We start from the raw sequence: 26,848 nt of genomic DNA, 5'->3' as shown, positions 1-26,848 counted from the left end.
AACCCCATAATCCCCAAGCCAGCCAGCGAAAAGGGGACCGCAGATGAGCGCCGCGCCGAAAAAAGTCGTTCTCGCCTATTCCGGGGGGCTCGACACCTCGATCATCCTCAAGTGGCTGCAGACCGAATATGGCTGCGAGGTCATCACCTTCACCGCCGACCTCGGCCAGGGCGAAGAGCTCGAGCCGGCCCGCGCCAAGGCCGAGCTGCTCGGGATCCGCCCCGAGAACATCCACATCGAGGACGTCCGCGAGGAGTTCGTGCGCGACTACGTCTTCCCGATGTTCCGCGCCAATGCGGTCTATGAGGGGCTGTATCTGCTCGGCACCTCGATCGCCCGGCCGCTGATCGCCAAGCGGCTGGTCGAGCTGGCGCATCAGCATGGCGCCGACGCGGTGGCGCATGGCGCGACGGGCAAGGGCAACGACCAGGTCCGCTTCGAGCTGTCGGCCTATGCGCTCGACCCCGCGATCAAGGTGATCGCGCCGTGGCGGCTGTGGGACCTGACCTCGCGCACCAAGCTGATCGAGTTCGCCGAGGCGCACCAGATCCCGATCGCCAAGGACAAGCGCGGCGAGGCGCCGTTCTCGGTCGACGCGAACCTGCTGCACACCTCGTCCGAGGGCAAGGCGCTGGAAAACCCGGCCCAAGAGGCCCCGGAGTATGTCTACGCCCGCACCGTCAGCCCCGAAGAGGCGCCGGATGAGCCGCAATACGTCGAGATCGGCTTCGAGCGCGGCGACGCGGTCTCGATCGACGGCGAGGCGCTGTCGCCCGCGACGATCCTTACCCGGCTGAACGAGCTGGGCCGCACCCACGGCATCGGCCGGCTGGATTTCGTGGAAAATCGCTTCGTTGGCATGAAGTCGCGCGGCATCTACGAGACCCCCGGCGGCACGATCCTGCTCGAGGCGCACCGCGGGATCGAGCAGATCACTCTCGACAGCGGCTCGGGCCACCTCAAGGACAGCCTGATGCCGCGCTATGCCGAGCTGATCTACAACGGCTTCTGGTTCTCGCCCGAGCGCGAGATGCTGCAGGCGCTGATCGACAACAGCCAGGGGCACGTGACGGGCACGGTGCGACTGAAGCTCTACAAGGGCTCGGCGCACACGGTCGGGCGCTGGTCGGACCACTCGCTCTACAGCGAGGCGCACGTGACCTTTGAGGACGACGCCGGCGCCTACGACCAGAAGGACGCGGCCGGGTTCATCCGGCTGAACGCCCTGCGCCTCAAGCTGATCGGCAACCGCAACGCCCGCGTGGGCGGCTGAGCGGGGCCGGGGCGTGGGGTTGAGCTAGGCGGGGGCTTGCTCGGAGGGGAGCGGGCGGAACGCAGGCCTGCCCCTGACGGCACACCGCCGGACGGAAGGGCGCCGCGCCGTGCGCGGCTCGGCGCAAGCGCGGACGCGTTGACGCGGCAGGCTGTCTTGATGGCTTGCGGCACCCGGGGGTTGTCGCTCCTGTCCTCCACCACCGACGGTGATCTGCGCTTATCGGCTTCCAGCAGCTCAACGTCGCTCGGCGGGTCGGCGCGAGCGCGGACGCGTTGACGCGATGGTCGGTACGGCGGGTTCTGGCGCTTTCGTAGGGGGACGGGTCTTCCTTGTCCGCCACCGCCGACGCCGACGGGCGCGCTAACACCCAGAAGTTCGTCGTCGGTCTCCCGCTGGCATCGCCAGCGTGCTTCCCCGGAAGGGGGCTGTGGGGCGGACACATGCCGCAGTGGTTCCGCGCTGTTGGCGTTCGGGACGCTCTGGGCGTTCTGGGCAGCAGAGGTGACACCAAGTCCGACCACGGACTCGTCACCCGATGGCCTGCAGCGCAGAGCCCGTGGATGCAGCGGGGAAACTGCGCAACGGTGCGTCCCGGTGTGGGCGATCACTCCAGTTTCTGGGCGGCGCCGCGGGGCCGGGCCGGCTGGGCGACCGTGTGTGCCACGCTGACCGCACAGGCTTGCCCTGCACTGCCACACAAACCGCGCCAGCCGGCCTGCGACAGACAGGAGATTTCCTATGCAACGCTGCGAGCCGACCGACCGGGCGCTGCCCCCACCACTGCCAGCACCCAGCCGACCCGCTCCCGCCCCCGCACCACACACATCACCCGGCAGGCCCGAGGGGCACGGCATCCCCCCGCCCCCCCGACCGCACCCCCTTCCTGCCGTCTTGCCCTGCGCGTCGGATTAGCCTATCTCTCCGCCACCTCACGGCGGCGGGTTGGCGGAGAGGTTACGCAGCGGATTGCAAATCCGTGAAGACCGGTTCGATTCCGGTACCCGCCTCCATCCTTCCCGGCGCCTGCCCATTGGGCCACGCAGGGGTGCCGGTCGCGGCAGCATCGGGGTCAGCGCAGGCCCTCCCTCTCACCGCAGGTGGCTCAGGACATGATCTACCGCAGCATCTCGGGCCTCGTCGGCGCCGCCCTGCGCCCGCTTGCGCGGGGCGTGGCGCGTGAGCGGCTGGCGCTCGACCTGCCGGACCTGCCTCGGGGCGCGATCTGGGTCCACGGCGCGAGCGTCGGAGAGCTGAACTCGGCCCGGCCCGTCGTCGCGGCGCTGGCGGCGGTCCGGCCGGTGGTGGTGAGCGCCAACAGCGACACCGGGCTGGCGGTGGCGCGGGGCTGGGGGCTGCCGGCGCTGCGGGCGCCGCTCGACGTGCCGCAGGCGGTGGGGCGGTTTCTTGACGCGCTGCAGCCGTCGCTGGCCGTCACAATCGAGAACGAGCTCTGGCCCAACCGCGCCGCGGCGCTGACCGCGCGGGGGATCCCGCAGGCGCTGATCGGGGCGCGGATGTCGGCGCGTTCGGCCCGCAGCTGGGGGCGGGTGCCCGGCCTCGCGGGAGGGGCGCTGGCGGGGGTGGGGCTCGCCTCCGCGCAGGACGCGGGCACCGAGGTGCGGCTACGGGCGCTGGGCCTGCCAGCTGCGGCCGTCGCGCCGCGGCTGAACCTCAAGCTGCTGACCCCCGCCGCGACCCGGCCCCCCGCCACCGACGCGGGGCGGGGGCGGGTCTGGCTCGCGGCCTCGACCCATCCGGGCGAGGATGAGATCGCGCTGGCCGCCCATGCCGTCCTCAACGCGCGCTGGCCGGACGCGCGGCTGATCCTCGCCCCCCGCCACCCCCAGCGGGCCGACGCGGTGGCGGCGCTGATCGCCGCCCGGGGCCTGCGCCACGACCGCCTCGGCGCGCGCGACGTCGCCCATGTCCCGCCTGTGCCGGTGCTGCTGATCGACCGGCTCGGCGCGCTCGACGGGGCCTATGCGGCGGCGGGCGTCTGCCTGACCGGCGGCTCGCTGGTCGATCACGGCGGCCACACCCCGTGGGAGCCCGCGGCCCACGCCTGCGCCCTCCTGCACGGGCCCCATGTCGCCAATTTCGCCGCCGATTATGCGGCGCTCGACGCGCAGGGGGCGGCGCGCGAGGTGACCGCGGCGACGCTCGCCACGACGCTCGCGGCGCTGATGGCCGACGAGGCCCGGCGCCGAAAGATGGGCGCGGCCGCCCGCGCGGCGCTCGACGCCGCCGCGCCCGATCCGGCGGGGCTGGTGGCGGCGCTGCTGGCGCTCGCGCGCGACTGACCGCACCGGCCCGCCCTTGCACGGCTGCGCCGAGCGGCCGATATGTGCCGGGACAAGGAGTCTGCGACCATCATGATCCGCTATGCCCTGCGCTGCGACAAAGGCCACGCGTTCGACGGCTGGTTCCGCTCGGCCGAGGGCTTCGACGCGCTGCGCCAGGCGGGGCAGGTGGGCTGTGCGATCTGCGGCTCGCATGCGGTCGAGAAGGCGCCGATGGCCCCCGCGGTGCCGGCCCGCGACGAGGCGACGGCGCGCCCGCTCGACGCCCCCGGCTCGGCGGCCGAGCAGGCGCTGGCCGAGCTGCGCAAGCGGATCGAGGCGGGGTCGGATTACGTCGGGACCGAGTTTGCCCGCGAGGCGCGCGCCATGCACGAGGGCGAGATGCCGTCGCGCCCGATCCACGGCGAGGCGCGGCTGGAGGAGGCCAAAAAGCTGATCGAGGACGGGGTGCCGGTGGCGCCGCTGCCCTTCCGGCTGCGGCGCAAGGTCAACTAGCGGCGCACGGTTGGGCCGAATGCGGGGCAGGGGGCGCAGGGCGGCGAACCGCCCCGCGCCGCCCCGGTGTCACGAAACCAGCGGCTTGCCGTTCTCGGCGTGGCGGACGGCGAGCTTGCGCCCCATCCGGCCCGAGGCCAGCACCCGCGCCCCGGCCGGCGCCTCGGCGCGCGTCCGCAGCTCGGGGAAGAGCGCCAGAATCTCCTCGCGCGCCGCCTCGCCGACCGAGCGCAGCGCCTCGGCACCGGTATAGAGCGACTCGGTCTCGGCGCCGTTCGAGATGACGATCTGGTGGTCGTCGAAGAGGAAGTGGACGTAGGTCACCTCCGCCCCGTCCGCGACCACGTCGATCCCCTCGATCTGGAGGAGCTGCTTGGCCGCCACCAGCACCTCGTCGGTGCCGAACATCCGCTGCGCGATCCGCGAGCGGACCAGCACCCGGTGCTGCGGCGACACGTCGAGATCGGCCGACGGCACCCCGCGCCCCAGCGCCCCCGCGCGGATGCGGACCGGGCGCATCTGCGGCCAGGCCGCCAGCGTCGCGGCATCCAGCCGCCGGGTGCCGATCCAGCGAATCGGCTGCAGCCCGGCGTCGCGGGTGACGACCAGGTCGCCCACCGCCAGATCGCCCGCCGCGACCGGGCCGCGCTTGGTCTCGATCATCACGTCCGCGGCGAAGCAGACCACGGCGGTGTTCTCGACGGTCAGGGCCGAGCCGGCGACCGCACCGCCCGCGCCGTCCTGCAGCGTCAGGGTGAAGCTCGGCAGACCGCCGGTTCCGTCGAGCATGTTCAGCACGCCGTCCGCCTGGTCCGCGCGCAGCCAGGCGAGCGGGTTGGCGTAGTCCACGCCGCCGTGCGAGGCGTTGTAGAGCGCCAGGTTCTCGGCGTTGTAGTAGCGCGAGAGGTCGACGAAGTCGTTGTTGGTCGTGTCGCCGTCGTTGACCGTGCCGGTGTTGCCGACGTTGAAGTCGGTGATGATGTCACCCGAGCCGGCGAGGAAGGTGTCGTTGCCCTCGCCACCGGTCAGCGTGTCGGCGATCAGGTCGTCGACGTGGACGTTCGTGCCGTTCGACGCGCTGTAGCTGTCGCCGGTGACGAAGTCGTTGCCGGTGCCCCCATCGACGAGGTCGGCGCCACTTCCGCCCACGACGAAGTCGTTCCCGGCCTCACCGTAGACCGAGTCGTTGCCCGAGCCGCCCATCAGGCCGTAGGTGCCCGCGTAGGCGCCGCCGCCGGCGACCACCGAGTCGTTGCCGTCGCCGCCGCGGATCACGTCATTGCCGGCATCGCCCGCCAGCACGTCGGTGCCGGTGCCGCCGATCATCGTGTCGTTGCCGTCGCCGCCGTTGTTGGTCAGCAGATAGCCGTCCGCCTTGGTCGTGCCGATGTTGTCGCCGTTGCCGACGTCGATGTAGTCGTCGCCGGCATCGCCGCCGACCCTGTCGGCGCCTTCGCCGCCGAGGATCGTGTCGTTGCCGGTGCCCCCGAACATCGCATCGTCGCCGTCGCCGCCGACCATCGAATCGGCCCCGTCGTTGCCGTAGAGCAGGTCGTTCCCGATGCCGCCCTCGATGGTGTCGTTGCCGAGCCCGCCGGAAATCGTGTCGGCCCCGGCTCCGCCGCGCAGCGTGTCGTCACCGGCGTCGCCGTTGATGCCGTCGTTGCCCTCGCCCCCGTCGATGAGGTCGTTGTCGTCGCCGCCGGACAGGCCGTCGTTGCCGTCCCCGCCCAGCAGGACGTCGGCCCCGGCACCGCCCTGGATGTTGTCGCTTTCGGTTCCGCCGTCGATGGTGTCGGCGCCGTCCCCGCCCGTGATCGTGTCGGCGCCGCCGCCACCCAGGATGCTGTCGTCGCCGGCGCCGCCCAGGATGTTGTCGTTGTCGGCGCCGCCATCGAGGGTGTCGTTGCCCGCACCCCCGACGATGGTATCGGCACCCGCGCCGCCCACGATCGAGTCCGCGGTGCCGAGCGGGTCGGTCCCGGCGGCGTCGTCGCCGTTGAGCCGGTCCGCGCCGTCGCCGCCGATCAGCGTGTCGGCCCCCAGGCCGCCGGTGAGGAGGTCGCTCCCCGCGCCGCCGTCCAGCGAGTCGTTGTCCGCACCGCCGTCCAGCACGTCGTTGCCGAACCCGCCGATCAGGGTGTCGTTGCCCGCCCCGCCCGAAAGCGCGTCCGCGCCGCCGAGCGTGTCGGTGCCCGCCGTGTCGTCGCCAAAGAGCCGGTCGGCGCCGTCGCCGCCGTCCAGCGTGTCGGTGCCGAGCCCGCCGATGAGCGAGTCGCTCCCGGCCCCGCCGACCAGCGTGTCGGAGTCGGCGCCGCCGTCCAGCGTGTCGTTGCCGAACCCGCCCACGAGGCTGTCGTTACCCGCCCCGCCCACGAGCGAGTCCGCCCCGCCCAGCGTGTCGGTCCCCGCCGTGTCGTCGCCGTACAGTCGGTCCCCACCGTCGCCGCCGTTCAGCGTGTCGGTGCCGAGCCCGCCGGTCAGCGTGTCGGCCCCGGCGCCGCCATCCAGCGAGTCGTTGTCCGCGCCGCCGTCCAGCACGTCGTTGCCGAACCCGCCGACCAGGGTGTCGTTGCCTGCCCCGCCCGAAAGCGAGTCCGCGCCGCCCAGCGTGTCGGTGCCCGCCGTGTCGTCGCCAAAGAGCCGGTCCGCGCCGTCGCCGCCGTCCAGCGTGTCGGTGCCAAGACCGCCGATGAGCGAGTCGCTCCCGGCCCCGCCGACCAGCGTGTCGGAGTCGGCGCCGCCGTCCAGCGTGTCGTCGCCGAACCCGCCCACGAGGCTGTCATTGCCCGCCCCGCCAACCAGCGAATCAGCGCCGCCCAGCGTGTCGGTGCCCGCCGTGTCGTCGCCGTAAAGCCTGTCGTCGCCCATGCCGCCATAGAGCGAATCGTTGCCCAGCTCCCCGATCAGCGTGTCGGCCTCGGCGACCGTGTCGGCGCCGTTCAGCGTGTCGCCGTAGCCATAGAGCACGTCGTTACCGACGCCGCCCTGCACGCTGTCATTGCCGGTCCCGGCATAGACCGTGTCGCTGCCCTGCCCGGCGTTGACGCTGTCGTTGCCGCCCCCGCTCGCGATCACGTCGTTCAGCCCGTCGGTGCCGTCGATCTGGTCGCCCTGCCGGTCGGTGAACCGGGGGCCCATCAGCTCGGCGCCCGCCGTGCCGTCCACGACGCCGTCCGGCGCCGTGACGAGGCTCGCGTAGGGCGGGTTGGCGCTGACGAACACCTCGACGGTGGTGTAGGTCACGCCGGGCGTCAGCGGCTTGTTCGAGACGATGCCGTAGACGTTGTTGGTATCACTATCGATGTTGACCGCGTAGATCGTCAGCTGCGATCCGTCCGAGCCGCTCAGGATGTAGCCGTAGTTCGGCTCGACCGTCGTCCCGGCCGGCAACCCGCCGTACGGCGCGGCCAACACCTGGTTGCTGTCGAGGGCGTCGTCGAACTCTCCGTTGGGATCGTCCGATACCGACAGGATCGTGGGCGCGCCCGTCAGACGCAGCGTGCCGCGGGTCGAGCCGAGCTCCAAGTCGTCCGCGTAGATGTTCCCGTTCTCGTTGTTCGGAAAGATGTAGCCCCTGTCCCCGCCCAACGGGCCGCGCGGGTTCGTGGTCGTCAGCGAACTGAGCGGAATGAAGTAAAGGTCATAGGTAGCCATTCGTGCGTCGTCCCCCTGCAAGGACGGGCGCGGTTGGCGCGGGCGTCCTTCGTCTCGTTGTCCCGCAACCGTCGCCACGGCGGATCATGGACCGGCACCAGGGCGTCCGCCTGCTCGAGACTCTGCACGTGGGGGGAATGCGCCCACGGGATGGGGCACAGTTCACCAACGATACAGACCGGATCGCTTTCTGCGATCGATCGAGGGACAGTTGACCCGCGTCAGTGGGCCGCTGTTACGCCCGCGCGAGCCAACCCGTCAACGGGGTGCATCGAATGTGACGCAATGTCCGCGCGCGGCCCCCTCGGCGTCCGCGTCCACGGCCTTTCCGGCGCCCCTCGCAGCGCCCGTCGCACCCGCCCCTTGCCCCCGCCCCCGCGCCGCCCTATGCAGCGCCCCGTTCCGTTCCCGACTGGAGGCACTCGGATGCCGCTTCTGGTGATGAAATTCGGCGGCACCTCGGTGGCCGACCTCGACCGCATTGCCAATGCGGCCGCCAAGGTCCAGCGCGAGGTCGAGCGCGGCTACGACGTGATCGTCATCGTCAGCGCCATGTCGGGCAAGACCAACGAGCTCGTGGGCTGGGTCGAGGGCACCTCGCGGCTCTACGACGCGCGCGAATACGACGCCGTGGTCGCCTCGGGCGAGAACGTCACCGCCGGCCTCATGGCGCTGCGCCTGCAGGAGATGGGCGTCCCGGCGCGCAGCTGGCAGGGCTGGCAGGTGCCGATCAACACCACCGCCCAGCACGGCTCGGCCCGCTTCGTCGACATCCCGCGCGCCAACATCGACGCCAAGTTCGCCGAAGGCATGAAGGTCGCGGTCGTCGCGGGCTTCCAGGGCATCGGCCCGGACGGCCGCATCACCACGCTGGGCCGCGGCGGGTCCGACACCACCGCGGTCGCCTTTGCCGCCGCCTTCGCGGCCGAGCGCTGCGACATCTACACCGACGTGGACGGCGTCTATACCACCGACCCGCGCATCAGCTCGAAGGCCCGCAAGCTCGAGAAGATCGCGTTCGAGGAGATGCTGGAACTCGCCAGCCTGGGCGCCAAGGTGCTGCAGACCCGCTCGGTCGAGCTCGCCATGCGCTACAACGTGCGGCTGCGGGTGCTGTCGTCGTTCGAGGATACCGACGAATCCAGCGGCACGCTGGTCTGCGATGAGGATGAGATCATGGAATCCAAGGTCGTTTCGGGCGTCGCCTACAGCCGCGACGAGGCCAAGATCACGCTGGTGACGGTCGAGGACCGGCCGGGCATCTCGGCGGCGATCTTCCAGCCGCTCGCCGATGCCGGCGTCAACGTGGACATGATCGTCCAGAACATCTCGGAGCGCGACTACGAGGATCACCCGGGCGCGGTCACCGACATGACCTTCTCCTGCCCCGTGAACCAGGTCGAACGCGCCCGCAAGGCGATGGAGGATGCCCGCGCCAAGGGGCTGATCGCCTATGACGAGCTGGCCGTGGACAGCGACGTGGCCAAGGTCTCGGTCGTGGGCATCGGGATGCGGTCCCACGCCGGGGTCGCGGCGCGGATGTTCAAGGCGCTGGCTGATGAAAACATCAACATCAAGGTCATTGCCACGTCCGAGATCAAGATTTCGGTGCTGATCGACCGCAAGTATATGGAACTGGCCGTGCAGGCGCTGCATGATGCCTTCGAGCTGGAAAAGGCCTGATCCGCCGGACGCGCCCTCCGGCCAGTCTGGGCCAGGGGACCGCACGGAGATGCCGGAACGCACCGAAAGCGAATCGCGCAGGCTGCTGAGGCGGCTGCGCGATTCGCTGGCGGCGCCGGGCGGGGGGCAGGATCGGCTGGACCGGATCACCCACCACATCGCGGACTCGATGCGCTCGCAGGTGTGCTCGGTCTATCTGTTCCGCGACGCCGACACGCTGGAACTCTGCGCGACCGAGGGGCTGCGGGCCGAGGCGGTGCACCGCACCCGCCTGCGCCTGGGCGAGGGGCTAGTGGGCCGCGTCGCCCGCACCGGGCGGCCGATCAACACCGCCGACGCCCCCGCGCAGCCCGGCTTCCGCTACATGCCCGAGACGGGGGAAGAGGTGTTCCCCTCGTTCCTCGGCGTGCCGATCCAGCGGGTCGGCGAGAAGCTGGGCGTCCTCGTCGTGCAGTCGCGCGAGGCCCGCGAATACACCGAGGACGAGGTCTACGGCCTCGAGGTGGTGGCGATGGTGCTGGCCGAGATGGCCGAACTCGGCGCCTTCCTCGGCAACGAGGCGCAGCCCTCGACCCACCGCTTCCCGGCCGTCTTCCGCGGCGACACGGGGCAGGAGGGGGCGGCCGAGGGCCAGGTCTGGCTGCACGAGCCGCGGGTTGTCATCACCAACCCTGTGGGCGACGACCCCGACAAGGAACGCGCCCGGCTGGCCGAGGCGGTGGCGATGCTGCGCCAGACCGTGGACCAGATGGTGGCCGAGACCGAGATGCCCGGCGCCGAGGGCGAGGCGGTGCTCGAGGCCTACCGGATGTTCGCCAACTCCAAAAGCTGGCTCCGGCGGATGGAGGAGGACATCGACCTCGGCCTCTCGGCCGAGGCGGCGGTCGAGAAAGAGCAGTCGCAGGCCCGCGCCCGGCTGGAAAGCGCCGCCGATCCCTATCTGCGCGACCGGCTGCACGACCTCGACGACCTGTCGAACCGCCTGCTGCGGATCCTGACCGGGCAGGGCAGCGACACCGGCGGGGCGATGCCCGCCAACCCGATCCTCGTTGCCCGCAACATCGGCCCGGCCGAGCTGCTGGACTACGGCCGCTCCTTGCGCGGCGTGGTGCTCGAGGAAGGGTCGGTCGGCAGCCATGCGGCGATCGTCGCCCGGGCGCTGGCGATCCCGCTGGTGATCCACGCCGCCCGCATCCGCTCCGAGGCGCTGAACGGCGACCCGATCCTCGTCGATGGCGACAGCGGCATCGTCCACCTGCGCCCCGAGGAGACCGTCGCCGCCGCCTTCCGCGACAAGATCGCCATGCAAGCCGAGGCGCAGAAGATGTATGCGGGCCTGCGCGACCTGCCCGCCACGGCGCGCTGCGGGACCACCGTGCGGCTCTGCATGAACGCGGGGCTGATGGCCGACCTGCCCAGCCTCGAGGGCTCGGGCGCCGAGGGGGTCGGGCTCTTCCGCACCGAGTTGCAGTTCCTGACCCGCACCCGCGTCCCGCGCCGCAGCGAGCTGGCGGCGCTCTACGCCCGCGTGCTCGACAACGCCCACGGCAAGCCGGTGGTGTTCCGCACCCTCGACATCGGCTCGGACAAGGTGCTGCCCTACATGAAGCGCATCGACGAGCCGAACCCGGCGATGGGCTGGCGGGCGATCCGCGTCGGCCTCGACAAGCGCGGGGTGCTGCAGATGCAGCTTCAGGCGCTGATCCGGGCGGCGGCGGGGCGGCCCTTGCACCTCATGTTCCCCTTCGTCGCCGACGCGACCGAGTTCGCCAGCGCCCGCGCCATGCTGGACGAGCAGCTCGAGCGCGAGGCGGCGACCGGGCGGCCGCTGCCGACCGAGCTGCAGGTGGGGGCGATGCTCGAGACGCCGTCGCTGGCCTTTGCCGCGCCCGCGTTCTTCCGCCAGTGCGATTTCATCTCGATCGGCGGCAACGACCTCAAGCAGTTCTTCTTCGCCGCCGACCGCGAGAACGAGCGGGTGCGGCGGCGCTATGACACGCTGTCGGCGCCGTTCCTGAACCTGATCGAGATGATCGTCGCGCGCTGCGATGCCGAGGGGGTGCCGGTCAGCTTCTGCGGCGAGGATGCGGGCCGCCCGGCCGAGGCGGCGGCCTTCGTCGCGCTGGGGCTGCGGTCGCTGTCGATGCGCCCGGCCTCGATCGGGCCGGTCAAGTCGCTGATCCGCCGCATCGACATCGGCGAGCTGCGGGCGGTGATCGACGCCGCGCGGGCGGCGGGCGAGACGAACCTGCGCCCCGCCGTCACCGCCGTGCTGGCCCGCGCGAGCGCGAGCGCCAGCGCCGCCTGACGGGGCGCTGGCGGCAGGCGCTGGCCTCAGCGGCAGGCGGTAAGCGCGGTGCCCAGCGAACGGATGAGCGTCGGATAGAACGCCGGCCCCGCCGGGATCGCCGCGCCGACCGGGTCGATCACCGCGGTCTTGACCCCGGTGCCGTCGAACACGGTGTTGAGCAGGTCGGCGTCGAACTGCGGCTCGCTGAGCGCGCAGCTCACCCCCATCGCCGCCACCGCCTGCCGCAGCTCGGCGATGCGGGCGGGCGAGGGCGCGGACGCATCGCTCAGCGACACCGACCCCGCCGCGCTGACCCCGAAGCGCGTCTCGAGATACTGGTAGGCGTCGTGGAAGGCCACGAAGCGCAGGTCGCCCAGCGGCGCGAGGGCGGCGCGGGTGTCAGCCTCGGCCGCGTCGATCTCGGCCACCGCGGCCTCGGCGTTGGCGGCGTAGGCGGCGGCGTGGTCGGGGTCGAGCTCCGCCAGCGTCGCGGCGATGGCGCGGGTCCAGGCCTTGCCGTTCTCGGGGTCGAGCCAGGCGTGCGGGTCGATCCCGTCGTGGCTGTGCGCGTGGTCGTGATCGTCGCCCGCAGGGGCGGCGTGGTCGTGATCCTCGGCCGCAGGGGCCGGGGCGGCCGCCTCGGCGGCGTGGTCGTGATCGTGGTCGTGGTCGGCGTGGTCGTGGTCATGGTCCGGCTCGGCCGCCGGGGCCTGCGCCGGGGCTGCCGCTTCGGCGCCGTGGTCATGCCCCTCGTCCCCGTGGTCATGCGGGGCAAAGGTGGCCCCTGTCCGGGTCGGCAGCGTCACCGTGCCCGGCGCGGCCAGCAGCTCGACCTGCTTCGCCTTGGGCGCCAGCGACTCGATCGGCCGCATCAGCCACGGCGTGAGTTCCGGCCCGACGAAGAACACCACCTGCGCCGCTTCCAGCGCGCCGGCCTCGGACGGCTTCATCGCATAGCCGTGCGGCGAGGCGCCCGGCCGGACCAGCAGCGCGGGCTCGCCCACCCCCTGCATCACCCGCGCCACCAGCCCGTGCACCGGCGCGACGTCGGCCACCACGCGCGGCCCCTCGGCCAGGGCGGGGAGGGCGCCGAGCGCGAGGGGAAACGACGCGGCGACGGCCGCCAAGAGGGATCGTGACATCGGGGACACTCCGCATTAGGATGGAGGCATGAGTTATAGTATAACATTCCCGCGGTCAACCGGCGCCGACCGTCGGGGGAGGGTATGCCATGCATGACCACAGCCGCTGCATTGCCGACGCCATGGCCCGCGTCGACGCCGAAAGCACCGCCCAAGGCCGGGCGCTGACCCCGGTGCGCCGCCGCGTGCTCGAGATCCTGCTCGAAGAGCACCGCGCGCTCGGCGCCTACGAGATCCTCGACCGGCTCAGGGCCGAGGGCCTGGGCAGCCAGCCCCCCGTCGCCTACCGCGCGCTCGACCACCTGATGAAGGCCGGCTACGTCCACCGGATCGAGACGCTCAACGCCTTTGTCGCCTGCACCCAGGGCGCGGCGGGCCACGCGCCCGCCTTCCTCATCTGCCGCAACTGCCGCACGGTGATCGAGACCCCGGCCGAGACCCGCGGCGGGGCGCTGGGCGATGCCGCCGCCGACGCGGGCTTCGCCATCGAGACGACGGTGCGCGAGGCCGAGGGCCTGTGCGCCGATTGCCGCGCGGCCGCGGCATGAGCCCCGCGGACGGGACGGGCGCCGCAGCGACACCCGGCACGCCGACGCGGGCGACCGCGGCGGCCCCCGCGGCGCTGCTGGCCGCCGCGCCGCGCGTGGCCCCGCCCGCGCCCGCGCGCGACGGCGCGCCGCTGGTGCGGCTCGCGGATGTCGGCGTGACGCTCGGCGGCCACGCGGTGCTGCGCGACATCGACCTGACCGTGCGGCGGGGCGAGATCGTCACCGTCCTCGGCCCCAACGGCTCGGGCAAGACGACGCTGATGCGGGTCATCATCGGCGCGCTTGCGCCGTCCGAGGGGCAGGTCTGGCGCGCCCCCGGACTGCGCCTCGCCTATGTCCCGCAGCGGCTCGCCGTCGATCCGACCCTGCCGATCAGCGCCGCGCGGTTCCTCAACCTCCCCCACCGCCGCCCAGCCGCCGCCGTCGAGGCTGCGCTCGACCGCGCCGGGCTCGCCGGGCTCGGCCGCCGCCCGCTCGCCGCGCTCTCGGGCGGGCAGTTGCAGCGGCTGTTGCTGGCCCGCGCGCTGATGGGTGCCCCTGACCTGATGATCCTCGATGAGGGCGCCGCCGGGCTCGACCAGCCCGGCGTCTCGGCCTACTACGCCCATATCGAGGCGGTCCGCGCCGAGACCGGCTGCGCCGTGCTGATGGTCAGCCACGACCTGCAGATCGTGATGCGCGCCTCGGACCACGTCATCTGCCTCAACGGCCATGTCTGCTGCGAGGGCACGCCCGAATCGGTGTCGCTCTCGCCCGCCTACCGCGGCCTCTTCGGCGCCTTCGGGGGCGGAATGCCCGAGGGCGGGGCGCTGGCGCTCTATCGCCACCACCACGACCACACCCACGCCGACGGCACCCCCTGCGCCGGCCACGACCACGGCGAGGATGCCGCCTGATGCTGAGCGACTTCATGATCCGCGCGGCGCTGGCCGGGGTCGGGCTGGCGCTCGCCTGCGCGCCGCTGGGCTGCTTCGTCGTGTGGCGGCGGATGGCCTATTACGGCGACGCCACCGCCCATGCCGCGCTTCTGGGCGTGGCGCTGTCGCTGGCGTTCAGCCTGCCGCTGGTGCCCTCGGTCGTGCTGGTGGCGCTGGCGATGGCGGCGGCGATCTCGACCCTGAGCGGCCGGCAGGCGGTGGACACGATGCTGGGGGTGATGGCCCACAGCGCGCTCGCCGCGGGGCTCGTCGCGGTGTCGTTCCTGCACGGGGTCCGCAGCGACCTCAGCGCGTGGCTGTTCGGCGACCTGCTGGCCGTCACCCGCGCCGATCTGGTGGTGATCTGGGCGGGCGCGGGGGCGGTGGTGGCGCTGATCTTCTGGCGCTGGTCGCGGCTGTTGCTCGCGACGCTCTCGCCCGAGATGGCGGTTGCGGACGGGATCAGCCCGCGGGTCGAGCAATGGGTGCTGAACCTCGCACTGGCGCTGGTGGTGGCGGTGGGCATCCGCATCGTCGGCGCGCTGCTGATCAGCGCCATGCTGATCATCCCCGCCGCCGCCGCCCGCCCGCTCGCCCGCAGCCCCGAGGCGATGGTCGCGGCCACCGCCCTGACCGGCACGGCCGCGAGCCTCGGCGGCCTGGCCGCGGCCTGGCACCTCGACACCCCGGCGGGCCCGACGATCATCTGCGCCGCGGCGGTGATCTTCGTCCTCGCCACCGCGCTGAGCCTCGGCCGGCGCACGGCGTGACGCCCGGAATGACGTGAGCGGGGCGGAGGAGGAGGCCGCCCCGCTCGGTTGCGCCTAGTTCATCACCAGCGCAAACCTCATCCACCGCTCGAGGCTGTCGACCGGCGCCCCGTCCGGCGTCCTGAGCGGGCTCTGCGCCGGGGTGAACCCGCGCGACAGGGCCGAGTCGGGGTCGGCCAGCAGCACCCCCACGAAGGTGGTGGCCACGATCCAGCTGCCGAGTTCGCCCAGCCGGTTGCCGCCGCCCGCCTCGGCCTCGGCCAGGATGTAGAACCACAGCGGCGTCGCCCGGGCGAGGGCCGCGCCCGGCCCGGCGAGGAACGTCGCCATCTCGGGCTTGCCCCGCAGCGCCGCCGCGATGTCGGCGATCGGGTCGCTGGTCAGCGCCCCCGCCGCCTTGAGCTGGCGGTGCAGCGCCTGCCCGGTCGGCAGCCTGAGCGACAGGCCCCGGCGCAGGTTGCGCCGCGCAAGGTGGCGGTGCAGCGCCTTGAGGTCGGCCGTCGGCGCATCCGCGCCCTCGTTGGCCAGATCGCCGAGCGGCGGGGCGAGCGCGGTGTCGATTGCCCGCGCCGCCCGCTGCGGCAGCCCGTCGTCGAAGTTGGTCCGCACCTCGAGGAACCGCGCCCAGTCGATGATCCAGTTGGCCGGCAGCCGCGGCTTGGCGGGGGCCTGGGGCGAGGGGCGGAACCCGCCGCCGGCGGTGAACCCGAACAGCAGCTCGAAGGGCGACTCGGGCAGGATGCCCCCCGGCCGGCCGAAGTTCCGGTTATAGTCGTAGCTGCCGCGCACCATCGTGTGCCCGAAGCGATAGGCGGCGGCCGAGAACTCGAGCGGCAGGGCATTGCCGAGCGTGGTGCCCCCCGCGCGGGCGGCGTGCGCGGCCCGGAAGGCGAAGAAGGGCGCCGCCCGCTCGGCCCGGACGCGGGCCACCACCGCCGGGTCGCAGACGGCGGGCAGATAGACCTCGGCGATCAGCCATTGATAATGCAGCCGCGTCAGCTCGCGCGCGGCGGCAAAGTCGGCCAGCCAGCCCGTGCCCGGATGGGCGAGGAAATCCACCACCCGGTTGTGGAACCGCAGCACGCTCAGGTGGAACTGGGCGACGATCAGGTTTTCCTCGTTGCGCTTGTCGCCGATGATGGCGCGGCTCGGCAGCGATGCGCGGAAGGCGGCGAACTCGGCCGGTGTGAGCTGCGACTGGGCGAGCGCCAGATAGGCGTCGCGGACCGGCGGCTCGACCTGCAGGAAGCGTGGCAGGTCGCGGTGCCGGTCGAGGTCGTCGGGGATCGGATCGTTGCTCTCGCCGGTCAGGCACGTCCCGATCCGCATCTTGGCGGGGTTGGACGGGTGCCGCATCCCCGAGACGACCGTGGCGGTCTGCGCGGCGCTCGCTGGGGTGAAGTCCGGCCCGATCGGCGGTCCGCCATAGACGCTGTCGAGATCGAAGCGCGGGCTGCGGGCGTTCTTCAGCTCGGCCGCGATCCGGGCCGCCGACGCCTGGGGCACCCCCGCGGCAAGGTCCGAGACGACGCTTTCGCGGTCGGTGCGGGCGGTCAGCTCGTGGTCGAGGAACTGGCCCCAGTAGGTCATCACCGCGGGAATGTCCGATTCGGTCTGCGGGGCCTCGACGTCGGGGACCATCAGCCGCGCCATCTCGTCCAGCAGCGGCAGGACGGCGTCGGGGACATAGTCGTCCGCCGTCGCCGCCTCGTGGTCGAAGAGATAGCCGAAGTCGGCGCGCTCGTCGGGGGCCACGTCGCCGCCCGCGGGCACCGCCGCCTCGAGCGGCCGGAGGGCACGGGTCGGCGTGGTCGGGCCGCCGTGGGATTGCACGATGATGGTCATGGCGTGGCTCCTGATCGGGTGGGTGTCGGGGGCGGGGGCAGCCGTCAGGCCGCCCGCCCGCGCGCGGCAGGTGGAAGGGGGAGGGCAGGTTTTCGGGGTCGGGGGGCGGGTGAGGCCGTGTGGTCAGGCGGCCTCACCCGTCAGGCGGCAGGCGGTCAAAGCGACTTGAGATATTCGAGAAGGTTCAGCCGATCCTCTTCGGAGAGGCTGGCGTTTCCGTAATCATGCCCGGCGTTCGAGTTGCCGGGGATCGGCGCCCCCGCGGCATCGCGGACGTTGAAGGTCCAGGTGCTGTCGGGCGCGCCTTCCGCGAAGCCCACCTTCACCGGGTCGAAGGCGCGGGTGCCCAGCGTGAAGCGTTCCGGCCGCAGCGGCCCGGCGGGGTCGGGGACGGGGACGCCGGCGGGAACCGTGTTGCGCAGCCGGGCCGGCAGCAGCAGGTCGTAGAGCGTCGGCACCGAGCCGTTGTGCAGATAGGGCGCCGTGGCCCAGATCCCGTTCAGCGGCCGGGCCTTGTAGGCCAGAAGCTCCTGCGCCCCGGCGGCCAGGCAGCGCCGGGCGCGCTCGCGGCGGACCGGGTCGGTGACGCCCGGCAGCACCTCGAGCCCCGCCAGGTTGCGCTCTCTGATGACCCCCTCGAGCGGGCGCGGCACGAGGTCGGTGACCACGCTCGCCAGCAGCTCGCGCCACTGGCGCAGGATCACGCCCGAGGCGGCGTTGACCAGCATCTTGTGGGCCACGTCCGTCCGCTCGATCCGCGCGCCCGCGACGCCGAACATCTTCTTGCCGGCCATGCTGCCCGCGTCGGCCGTGCGCAGGAAGGTGTTGCAGGCCAGAAACAGGTCGGTGCCGGCGCTCTCGATCGGCTCCATCCGGATCGGCGCGGGGCTCTGCTGGTCGCCCGCGGCGAGGGGCCGGTGGCATTGCTGGCAATGGGCGACGTAGAGCGGCGCCCCCGCCGCCACCCGGCCCCGGTCGAGGGGCCCGAGCACCCCCTCGGGCCAGACCGGCGACTGCAGGCGCTCGAGCACCCGCTCGAGCGAGACGATCGGGATCAGCCGCACGCTGCTGCGATAGGTGATGCCGGGCTTGTCGGCCTCGATCTGGGCAAAGACGCCGATCACCTCGGAGATGTTGCGGATCAGCGCGCCGACGTCGGTGTTGCGGGAAAAGACGTTGAGCTTGAGTTCCGCCCCGGCGATGCCGTTCCACTGCAGCTTGTCCTGCTGGTGGGTGTTCCAGATGAACGGATAGCTGGCCGGGGCGTCGGCGCGGAAATCCTCGGGCGGGGGGCCGCCGCCGTTTACCGCCGCGACCTTGGCGAGGATGTGGCCCTGAGCGTCCAGCCGGCCCGGCCCCGCGGCCACGGCGCCGTCGTTGACGCGGCGCAGCCCCTCCATCCAGGCGATCTGCTCGCGCAGCTGGCGGTTCAGCGACTCGACGTCGCGCGGGGTCGCGGCCCCGAGGTCGAGCGCCAGGCGCCGCAGCCGGGCGCCGTCGTTCGCGGTCGCGACCAGCGCGGCCTGAAGCCCGTTCACCAGCCCGTCGAAATCGGCAAGCGTCGGCGCGCCCTCGATCCGCAGGCGGCGGCCCTGATAGGTGATCTCGGTCGTGTGGCAGGCGGCGCAGTTCAGCCCCAGCCACGGCGCGCGCATGGTGCCCGCCGCGCACATTGCGGGAAAGCGGTCGCACATGAGCTGTGGCGCGTCCGCGGGGTTCTGGTCCACGGCGAACCCGACCGGCAACCCCTCGGGGTTGGTCGCGGACACGGGATTGTCGAGATACCCCAGCGCGCCCAGATGGGCCGCCCCGAAGAACGGCCGACTGTCGTCGGCCGTCCTCAGGTGGCGTGCCCAGGAGAGCGGCAGCAGGCGCGATCCTTGCGACATGGTGTACCACATCGCCCGCTGTGCGTCGGTCCATCCCTGGTCGAGGCACAGCAGACCGTCCCCCCGGCAGGCTGCGACGACCTGGCCGGACGCTGACGGAGACCCGAGGGACAGCAGGGTGCAGGCAGCAATCACAGAACGCGAAAACAGCTTCATCATTACCATGCTCCGTGCCGATCCGGTCCCCCGGGTCTCGTGTCCATCCTGCGGCCGCCGGGCGGGCTTCGCATCACCCGTTCTGGTGATCAGGCCAGAAACCGGCAGCCGATCGTCGTCGCGCGGCGGATCAGCTGCGTGCGGTTGGCGCAATCGGCCTTGGCCAGCAGCGACTTGACCTGCGTGTTGATCGTCTCGACCGAGCGGTCGCGGTGGCCGGCGATCTCGCGGTTGGTCAGCCCCTCGGCCAGCAGGCCGAGCAGGTCGGCCTCGGCCGCCGTCAGCCCCATCGCCCGGCGCACGCCCTCGAGGTCGATCTCGACCGGGCGGCTGGTGTCGAGGCAGTAGACCACATAGCCGTCCAGCCGCCCGCCGCCGAACGCCTCGAGCGTCCCGAGGGGCGCGATCTCGACCGAGACCGACACACGCTCGTCCCGGCGCAGCGCACCCAGCGCCTCTTTCCGCGGCCGGGCGCCGAACTGGCCGTGCCGGGCCGGATCGCCGGTCAGCCGCTCGAGCCACGCCCGCCCCTCGGGGTGGCGCACCTCAAGCCTGCCGTCGCGGGTCACCGCCATCACCCCCAGCTCGTCGACCTGGCGGCGGAACTCGGCGTTCTGGGCGATCACCGCGCGGTCGGGACGGATCAGGCAGATGCCGATGCTGAGCCGGTCGAGCGTCGCGGCCAGCCCCGCGGCGAGGCCCCGCCAGCGGTCGATCGGGCGCGACAGCTCGAACGCCTTGGCCAGATGCGGCAGATAGAGCCCCAGCACCGCCCGGTCCCCGGACCCGAGCGGCCCGTGCGAGCGCGAGAACTGGATCGAGAAGCGGTCGCGGCCGGGGTTGTCGCGGCTGAGCAGCGCCCCCGCCCGGTGCAGGATGCCGAACTGCGCCATCGCCTGCGAATTGGGCCGCGCGGCAAGCTGCGCCGAGGTGGGGGCCAGCACCTCGTCGCCGATCACCTCGATCCGATCGGCCGCCGCCGAGTGGCGGGCGAAGATACGCTGGTCGGCCATCTCGTAGCTGACGTGCAACGCGAGGTACCGCTCGATCGCCCCGCGCTCGTAGCGCGACGAGAACGTGCGGACGCTCAGCGCCTCGGCGTCGTCGGTCATGTCGAAGATGATGATCCCCAGCGCGCCGACCTCGTGGGCGAGGCGGTCGAGGATGTCGGGCCAGAGCGCCGGGTCGAGGACGGCGTCGTAGATGCCGAGCACGAGGTCCTGCCGTGGGGCGCGCGGCGTGGTCACAGCACGAGGTCGTCCGGCCCGTTGATGGGAACCGCGCGGCGCGGCGCGAGCTCGCGCCCGCCGGGGTCGAGCGGATCGGCGTCCCGCAGCGCATCCCCGAAGTCGAGGCCCGTCGCCGCCTCGATCTGCCGGATCGGCAACTGGTAGGTCCGGTAGGCGCCGAGGACAAAGGCGGCCTCGGTCAGGTCGCGGATCATCCGGCCCTGCGACAGCACGTAGCCGGTCGCGTGCAGCGCCCCGGTCGCGTCGTTGATCATCACCGCGACCTTCCAGAACTCTTCGGGGATGCGGATGGGGGCGCCGCCGTCCGGGGGCGGCGCGGCCCCGGCCAGCGGGCGGTCGCTCTCGCGCAGCACCGGGCCGGTGAACACCGACAGCCGGAAGCCGCGCGTCTCGGCCGCGCCCATCAGGTAATCCTCGAGCCCGGCCCAGTGGCGCTGGTTCAGCGCCGCGTGCTGGGGCGCGGCGTTGGTGTAGTGGAAGCTGTCCTCCTCGCCCTCGCGCGCGGCCTCGGGGGTGCCCCAGCCGGGGTCGCGGCGGCGCACCATGTGGCCCTTGTCGAAGGGGTTGTCGGCGTAGAAGGCGCCGCCGATCTGGTGGGCCGCGTCGATCCGCCCGTCGAGCGCCCAGCGGTCGCGCCGCTTCAGCGGCTGCGCCTGCGCCCCGTCGATGTTCACCGCCGTCAGCAGCGGTATCCGGCGCGAGGCCGATTGCAGCACCGAGAAATGCCGGTAGGTCAGCTGCCCGTCGTCGCGCCCCGTGACCGGGGCGAGATCGTCCCCCCAGTCGCCCACGTCCGGCAGCTCGACCCGCCGGTCGGGGCCGAGGAACGCCGGGTCATAGCCCTCGCGCCCGGCGAGCGCCTCGGGCGCCGTCACCCGGTCGCGGGGCGCGGCCTCGGGCCCCGGCGCCGCCCCGTCCGGGCCCGGCACCGCCGCCGAGGGGTGGGTGCGCGGCAGCACCGCCCGCAGCGCCGCCGTCACCAGGTCGACCGGCACGCCGTAGTTCGCGCTGTGATAGGCGCCGGCGAAATGCAGTCCCACGACCTCGCCCGAGTCGAGCGAGACGATCGCCGACCCCGAGTTGCCGCCGAGCGTCGAGTAGTCGGTGGTGAAGGTCGCGCCGTCCGGCTGCACCTCCATCACGAAGCCGGGCGAGAAGCGCTTGACGTTGTAGATGTCCTGAAACACCTGCCCCATCACCGTGGCGTCGTTGCGCGAGTCCCGCGCCGGGTAGCCGATGGCCCCCACCGGCTCGCCCTTCGCGGCGGGCCGGGCCGAGATCGGCAGCGGCTCGATCCCGGTCGCCGGCTCGATCCGCAGGAAGGCCATGTCCGGCTCGCCGGGGCCGGCGACGAACAACACCTCGTTGACGAAGGTGCGGCGGCGCAGCCCGTCGGTCTCGTGCTGGGCGATGCAGTTCAGCGTGGCCTCGATCGGCTGGTCGTCGAGACCGCGGCGGAACCGCAGGCGGCCGAAGGCGTCGGCCTCGGCGAACTCCTGCGCGACGTGGCGGTTGGTGACGACGATGCCGGGCGCGATCGGCCAGCCGGTGCCGACGAATTCGTTGGTGGCGTGGTGGATCAGGTCCACCCGCCCGACCGGACGGCAGAGCCCGTTGAAGAGGTCGAGCCGCCCGCTGACCAGATCCGAGCGGTCGAAGTCGCGGTCGATGCGGATGGCGTCCCCCACGATCAGCCACGGCGGCCGCATGGTGTCGAGCACGATCGCCTCGACCGCGTATTGCACCGCCTCGCGGCCGGGGGCGGGGGGCGCCCCCTCGGCGATCCGCTGGGCGGCCTCGTCCACCGCCGACGCGGGGTCGGCGTCGCCGGTCACCACGATGGCCCCGGCGAACCCCTCGAGCCCACTCGTCATCGGGGGAGGGGGCGCGGTGGCGCCTTCTAGCGGGGGCGCGGCCCCGGCGGGATCGGGGCCCGCGTCGGCCATCGGGCCGGGCGCCGCGGGCGGCGTGTCCGCGGCGGCGGCAAGCTGGCGCGCGGCGCGGGCCAGCACCCGGTCAAAGTTCGCGGAAGCGCGAAGGGACTCTAGGCGGCGCATCACTCATACCCCGGAAAACAGACCCGGGCCGGCCCCTGCGCGGCCTCGGGCAATGGAACGCGTTAACCTTACGTCACACATTGTAAACCATTCGCCCGATTCGGAAAAACCCTGTTCCGCAACCTTGGGCAGAGTGCGGCCGACGTTGACAGACGGCTCACGTCAGCGTTACCCTGATCCTCGTTCATGTTTGCTGAAGCCTGTTTTCGTGTTCTTCATTTCGGGGGTTTCTGGTGCTCAGCCCGGACGACTCCACGCGCCTCGCCAGGTTGCTGGCGTCGGCTGTCAGCGTGGCAGAACTGGAACGCTACGTGTGGCAAGCCACCGGCGACCGCCTGTTCGTCGAATACGCCGACATGCACCTGCCGCTGCGCCCCGCCATCGAGCAGCTGCTCGCCGCGCTCGAGCGCGACGGGACGACCGAGTGGCTGGCGCGCGTCGTCTACCGCGAAAAGCCGCAGCGCGGCGACGTGCGTGCCGCCCTGCGCGCGGCCTTTCCCGACCTCACGCGGGCCGACACCACCGCCACCGCGAGCTTCGACGTGCAGTCCGCCGGCGCCCCGCACCCCGAGGTCCCCGGCAACGGCGGCCCGGCGCTGCGGCGGCTGGTGCGGCCGAACCTGGCGCAGATCGACCTCAAGGCCTGGGTCCAGCGGCTGGAACGGGTCATGGCGCAGGTGGGGCGCATCGAATCGAACGGGCGGCCCTTCGGCACCGGTTTCCTCGTCGGTGACGGGCTGGTCCTGACCAACTGGCACGTCGTCGATTTCGCCCGCAAGGCGGGGGCCGCGGATACGCTGGCGGTGCGCTTCGACTATCACCGGCTGCCCGACGGGACCGAGGCCGGGACCGAGTTCCCGGTCGAGCGCGTGGTCGATGAACGGCCCTGCGCGCCCGGCGAGATGGGCACGCGCCCCGACGACCCGCCCGCCGCGGACGAGCTGGACTACGCGCTGCTGCGGCTGTCGGGGTCCACCGCCGAACGGGGGTGGCAGACGCTGCGCCCGGGGCCGCCGCTCGGCCCCGACGCACCGATCATCATCGTCCAGCACCCGCAGGGCGAGCCGATGAAGATGGCGCTGGACGACAACGCCCTGATCGGGCCGGTGCACAAGGGGCTGCGGCTGCGCTATCGCACCAACACCCAACCCGGCTCGTCCGGTTCTCCGGTGTTCGACTGGGACCTCAACCTGGTAGGGCTGCACCACCTCGGCGACCCGGCGCTGAACGATCCGGCCTACAATCAGGCGGTGCCGGTCGGCCTCGTGGCCCAGAGCATCGCCACCCGCGCGCCGGGGGTGCTGCCGCCATGACCGCGCCGTTTTCGATCCCCTTCGCCAACTGCCGGACGGTGTTCGTCGACGGCATCCAGACCGACCACCTGCGCGAGGCGCTGCGGCGCTATCCCGGCCAGCGCCTTGCCGACGACACGTTTCCGGCTGTCCTGAGCAGCACGCCGGCGGGCCAGATCCTCGACGGCTGCGTGTTCGCCGTCGGGCCCGAAATGCCGGGCGAGGCGCTGGTGACCTCGTTCCTCTTGCGGGTCATCGAGGTGCGCTGGCGCCACCAGGGGCGCAACTGCGAACTGGTCGATCTGGGCGCCGTGCTGGTGACGGCGCCCAGCATGGCGGCCGAGATCGCCGCCGCGCAGGCGCTGATCGACGGCTATGCCGATGTCGTCTGCGGCCTGGCCCGGGACGGCGCCCAGGCCTCGGACGCCGAGGTCAGGCTGCTGGCCAAGCTCTGCAGATGCCGCGAGACCACGCTGGTCATGGCCTGCGAGGGCCTGGAGCGGATGGTCGACCTCAAGCGCCTGCACGACGCGCTGCACGGGCTGCAGGTGATGGGGGCCGAGGCGATGCGCCCCACCCCCGGCCCCATACCCGGACCCGCCTCGGCCGCTGCCACCGCCGCGGGCGGGGCCGCGCTGGCCGGGTTGGCGCCGCTGGTCGCCGCGACCGAGGCGCTGCTGGCCGAGGATTTCGGCGGGCTGGACACAGCCGGGCAGGACGCGCTCGGCCGCTGCCGCGGGGCGCTTGCCCTGGCGCGCGGGCTGCTGGCGGCCACTGACCCCGCGCAGGTCGCCTATGCCCCCTTCGTGCTGCGCGAGATGCTCAGGACCGAGATGCCGGCGCTCGAAACCGCGATCTTTGCCGAGGCGGCGACGTTCCCGTTCCGCGGTCTGGTGGACGAGTTCGAGCGCGCGCGGGCCGAAAACCTGTTCGACTACGACACGCTGGTGATCGTCGCGCTGCATGACACGCTGCTGCGCCGGGTGCTCGCCCACTCGGTCTGGCAGTACGTCGATCTGGGCCTCTATGCCATCGAAGAGGCGATGCGCGCCCCGCTGGCCGCCGACTGGTTCGACCGCGTCGTCGACGGGCTCCAACCGCTCGAGTTTGCGCTGCGCCGGCTGGTCCCGGATCGCGCCGTGAAGCTGCCGTCCGACGTCCTTCGCGCCGCCATCGAAAGATACGAGGCGCTGGACCACGACGCGGGCTACGCGGCGCTCTGCGCCGCGCTGGACGAGACGAGCCGCCGCGTGCGCGGCCAGTTCATCGAGGTGGACCAGCAGCTCAAGCGCGATTTCCTGCTGCTGGGCGGGCTGCGCGCGGGCATCGGCCGCATTCTCGGCCGGGTCCCGGAATATTGCAGCCTGAACGGGCCATGATCGAGGGCGTCGCCTCGCCCGCCGTTCAGGCGCTGATCGATCGGGCCGCCGATTTGCCCGACCCGCGCCCGGGCGGCCCCGCGAACCCCGACCGTCAGGCGCTGCTCGATCAGGTCATTGCGGCGGGGGCGGGGGTGCCGGTCGGGCTGGACCGTGACGCGCTGCGGGACCTGATGTTCACGCTCGCCGCCCAGGTCGGCGCCGAGACGGGTCGCTTCGCCGTCCCCGCACTGGCGGATTTCGCGCCGGCGGCCGGCCAGCCGGAGCCCGCGAGGGTCGGCTCAAGTCCCGCCGGGGCGGGCGACACGGCGGGGGCAACGGATGCCCGGCCCGCCATCCGGCCAGACGCCGCCGCCCCCGACCGGACCTCTGGCGGCCCCGCCCCCAAGGCGCCCGGCCCGCCGCCCCGGTCGCGCATCGTGCGCAAGGCCGCTGCGACCTTCCGCCCGCACCAGGCGCCCGAACCCGAGCCCCCGCCCCAGACCCGGCGCGAGGCGACCTTCGAGCAGGTGCGCTTCGCGGCGATGGCACGCCAGTGGCAGCAGGCCCAGGGCACCGCCCGCGACGGGCTGCTGCTGGCCGGGGATGCCATCGAGGCCGCCCGGCGCCATGCCCATGCCGACCCAGACATCGCCGCCTTCGTGGCGGCGTCGGTCGAGGCGGCGGCCGCGCGACGCAGGCGGCGGAGGGGCACCGCGGCGCTGGTGCTGTTGGCCGTGGCGCTGATCGCCGGGCTCGGCTGGGTCCGCATCGCCGATCTCAATTCTGACCAGGAGAAGATCCAGCGCGCCCGCCAGTCCGAGCGCGCCCAGATCAGCGAGGAGGCGAAAGCCGCTGTCCTCGCGCTGACGGACCGCAACCTGGCCCCGACGCGGGAGCTGCTGACCTCGCTCGTCGGGCAGCCCGCGCCGGTCCTCGACCTGCTCGAGCTGCGCGGGGGCGGGATCGAGCGGAGCAGTGACGACGTGGTCTCGGTGAGTGCGTCGCTGGCCGACCTCGACCCTGCCGCGGGCGCCGCAAATTCGGGCAGCGGCGCGACCGGGCCGGGTGCGGTCTCGCCCCTCCGCCGCGACGGCGCGCTTGCGCCGTGGCCCGGGGTAAGGACCTTCAGCCCGACGGGTGGCGTGCTGACTTCGTTGCCCGGCACGCCGGACGCCGGCGCGGCGGCACCGGAGGCAGCCCCGCAAGACCCCGCTCCGGCACCGCGTCCCGCGACGCCGGCCCCGGACGTGTCCGGGGGTGCACCGCTGCCTGCCGATCTCGGGACGTGCGGCGGCGCCATGTGGCTTGGCAACGCCGGCGACAGCCGGCTGGCCGGCGGTGTCGATCCGCAAACCCTCGCCCCCGGCGCCCGGGTGGCGGTCGCCACCCCTTCGGGCATCAACCTGCGCGACGCGCTGCCCGACCCCGACTATACCCTCGCGCCGACCAAGGGGGTGGTTCCCAATGGCGGGCAGGTCACGCTGACCTCGGCCGCGCAGGGTTACCCGCGACCGGACGGCACGACGCGTCTGTGGGCCGAGGTCGAGGCGCCGCAGCAGAACTGCACCCGGGTCTTCCTGCAGTTCGCCGGTCGCGGCACGATCGGCCCGCCCCCCGACCCCGCCGTGGCCGCCGCGGACGCGGCCATCGCCGCCCGTGCCGACAGGATCAGCGAAACGCTCAGGAACCAGGGGTTCGCGGTGCCTCCGGCCGAGTACCGGCCCGAGGCGATCGGCAAGGACGAGCTGCGCTATTTCCACGACGCCGACGCGCGGCTGGCCGAGGCCGTCGCCGCCGCGCTCGTCGCCGGCAACACGATGGCGTCCCCGCCGGTCGTCGTGCCCCTGACCCAACTTCCCCAGCTGCCCGCCACCGGCGTGATCGAGCTGTGGCTCGACCTCGGCGCCGGGTGACGCGGGG

At 72.8% G+C, this 26,848-nt stretch carries 17 protein-coding genes and 1 tRNA gene; 12 read left to right on the top strand and 6 right to left on the bottom strand.

What is annotated here, in order from left to right; translation table 11 throughout:
• Positions 1–43: 43 nt before the first annotated feature.
• From BLW17_RS09870 to BLW17_RS09855, 4 genes are all read left to right on the top strand, one after another.
• Entirely contained in the window at positions 44–1,273 is a 1,230-nt protein-coding gene (locus BLW17_RS09870; RefSeq protein ID WP_036736682.1) for an argininosuccinate synthase, read from the top strand.
• Between the two features lie 939 nt (positions 1,274–2,212).
• Positions 2,213–2,286 (top strand) — tRNA-Cys (locus BLW17_RS09865).
• A gap of 99 nt (positions 2,287–2,385) precedes the next feature.
• On the top strand, positions 2,386–3,576 hold the full coding sequence (locus tag BLW17_RS09860; protein WP_074826516.1) for a 3-deoxy-D-manno-octulosonic acid transferase: 1,191 nt from the start codon (positions 2,386–2,388) through the stop codon (positions 3,574–3,576).
• A gap of 72 nt (positions 3,577–3,648) precedes the next feature.
• Complete coding sequence (locus BLW17_RS09855) at positions 3,649–4,071, top strand: DUF1178 family protein (RefSeq protein WP_036736576.1); 423 nt, start codon at positions 3,649–3,651, stop codon at positions 4,069–4,071.
• Between the two features lie 69 nt (positions 4,072–4,140).
• Here the strand turns inward: BLW17_RS09855 and BLW17_RS09850 are convergent, their stop codons facing one another.
• The gene (locus tag BLW17_RS09850; protein ID WP_074826514.1) at positions 4,141–7,728 is read right to left on the bottom strand and encodes a Hint domain-containing protein; all 3,588 of its coding nucleotides are present in this window, start codon (positions 7,726–7,728) and stop codon (positions 4,141–4,143) included.
• A gap of 426 nt (positions 7,729–8,154) precedes the next feature.
• Between BLW17_RS09850 and BLW17_RS09845 the strand changes: the two genes are divergently transcribed.
• Together BLW17_RS09845 and ptsP are read left to right on the top strand one after the other, a co-directional pair.
• The gene (locus BLW17_RS09845; RefSeq protein ID WP_036735956.1) at positions 8,155–9,411 is read left to right on the top strand and encodes an aspartate kinase; all 1,257 of its coding nucleotides are present in this window, start codon (positions 8,155–8,157) and stop codon (positions 9,409–9,411) included.
• Between the two features lie 49 nt (positions 9,412–9,460).
• Positions 9,461–11,719 carry a phosphoenolpyruvate--protein phosphotransferase gene (gene ptsP / locus BLW17_RS09840; RefSeq protein ID WP_036709574.1) on the top strand — a complete coding sequence of 753 codons (2,259 nt, stop codon included), beginning with the start codon at positions 9,461–9,463 and terminating at the stop codon, positions 11,717–11,719.
• Positions 11,720–11,745: 26 nt separating this feature from the next.
• Here ptsP and BLW17_RS09835 read toward each other — a convergent pair whose 3' ends face one another.
• Positions 11,746–12,843: a zinc ABC transporter substrate-binding protein gene (locus BLW17_RS09835; RefSeq protein ID WP_036735953.1), complete on the bottom strand. Its 1,098-nt coding sequence runs from the start codon at positions 12,841–12,843 to the stop codon at positions 11,746–11,748.
• A gap of 89 nt (positions 12,844–12,932) precedes the next feature.
• On the opposite strand from BLW17_RS09835, the gene BLW17_RS09830 reads away from it, so the two are divergent.
• The 3 genes from BLW17_RS09830 to BLW17_RS09820 are packed head-to-tail and all read left to right on the top strand — an operon-like array spanning position 12,933 to position 15,078.
• Positions 12,933–13,391: a transcriptional repressor gene (locus BLW17_RS09830; protein WP_036735950.1), complete on the top strand. Its 459-nt coding sequence runs from the start codon at positions 12,933–12,935 to the stop codon at positions 13,389–13,391.
• A complete protein-coding gene (locus BLW17_RS09825) occupies positions 13,388–14,287 on the top strand; it encodes an ATP-binding cassette domain-containing protein (protein WP_081969235.1) in 900 nt (299 codons plus the stop codon). The genes BLW17_RS09830 and BLW17_RS09825 overlap by 4 nt, the downstream gene beginning before the upstream one ends.
• Positions 14,287–15,078: a metal ABC transporter permease gene (locus BLW17_RS09820; protein WP_036704777.1), complete on the top strand. Its 792-nt coding sequence runs from the start codon at positions 14,287–14,289 to the stop codon at positions 15,076–15,078. The genes BLW17_RS09825 and BLW17_RS09820 overlap by 1 nt, the downstream gene beginning before the upstream one ends.
• Before the next feature lie 54 nt (positions 15,079–15,132).
• Here the strand turns inward: BLW17_RS09820 and BLW17_RS09815 are convergent, their stop codons facing one another.
• The 4 genes from BLW17_RS09815 to BLW17_RS09800 all read right to left on the bottom strand — a co-directional run bounded on the left by BLW17_RS09815 (position 15,133) and on the right by BLW17_RS09800 (position 22,092).
• Entirely contained in the window at positions 15,133–16,923 is a 1,791-nt protein-coding gene (locus BLW17_RS09815) for a peroxidase family protein (RefSeq protein WP_074826511.1), read from the bottom strand.
• Between the two features lie 155 nt (positions 16,924–17,078).
• Entirely contained in the window at positions 17,079–18,968 is a 1,890-nt protein-coding gene (locus BLW17_RS09810) for a di-heme-cytochrome C peroxidase (RefSeq protein ID WP_269429100.1), read from the bottom strand.
• A gap of 89 nt (positions 18,969–19,057) precedes the next feature.
• Positions 19,058–20,215 carry a helix-turn-helix transcriptional regulator gene (locus BLW17_RS09805; RefSeq protein ID WP_036736042.1) on the bottom strand — a complete coding sequence of 386 codons (1,158 nt, stop codon included), beginning with the start codon at positions 20,213–20,215 and terminating at the stop codon, positions 19,058–19,060.
• Positions 20,212–22,092, bottom strand: a complete 1,881-nt coding sequence (locus tag BLW17_RS09800; protein WP_211656934.1) for a DNA/RNA non-specific endonuclease — start codon at positions 22,090–22,092, stop codon at positions 20,212–20,214. The genes BLW17_RS09805 and BLW17_RS09800 overlap by 4 nt, the downstream gene beginning before the upstream one ends.
• A 494-nt stretch (positions 22,093–22,586) precedes the next feature.
• Here BLW17_RS09800 and BLW17_RS09795 point away from each other — a divergent pair, with 494 nt between their 5' ends.
• The 3 genes from BLW17_RS09795 to BLW17_RS18125 are packed head-to-tail and all read left to right on the top strand — an operon-like array spanning position 22,587 to position 26,841.
• Complete coding sequence (locus tag BLW17_RS09795) at positions 22,587–23,588, top strand: trypsin-like serine peptidase (protein ID WP_052176596.1); 1,002 nt, start codon at positions 22,587–22,589, stop codon at positions 23,586–23,588.
• Entirely contained in the window at positions 23,585–24,946 is a 1,362-nt protein-coding gene (locus tag BLW17_RS09790; RefSeq protein WP_036736044.1) for a hypothetical protein, read from the top strand. Before BLW17_RS09795 ends, BLW17_RS09790 begins: the two co-directional genes overlap by 4 nt.
• Positions 24,943–26,841: a hypothetical protein gene (locus BLW17_RS18125; RefSeq protein ID WP_074826508.1), complete on the top strand. Its 1,899-nt coding sequence runs from the start codon at positions 24,943–24,945 to the stop codon at positions 26,839–26,841. The genes BLW17_RS09790 and BLW17_RS18125 overlap by 4 nt, the downstream gene beginning before the upstream one ends.
• Positions 26,842–26,848 lie beyond the last annotated feature (7 nt).

Origin of the sequence: Paracoccus sanguinis (genome assembly GCF_900106665.1) — a bacterium.
GTDB lineage: Bacteria > Pseudomonadota > Alphaproteobacteria > Rhodobacterales > Rhodobacteraceae > Paracoccus > Paracoccus panacisoli.
The sequence above is the reverse complement of the archived record's forward strand: the minus strand, read 5'-3'. Positions and strand labels throughout refer to the sequence as shown.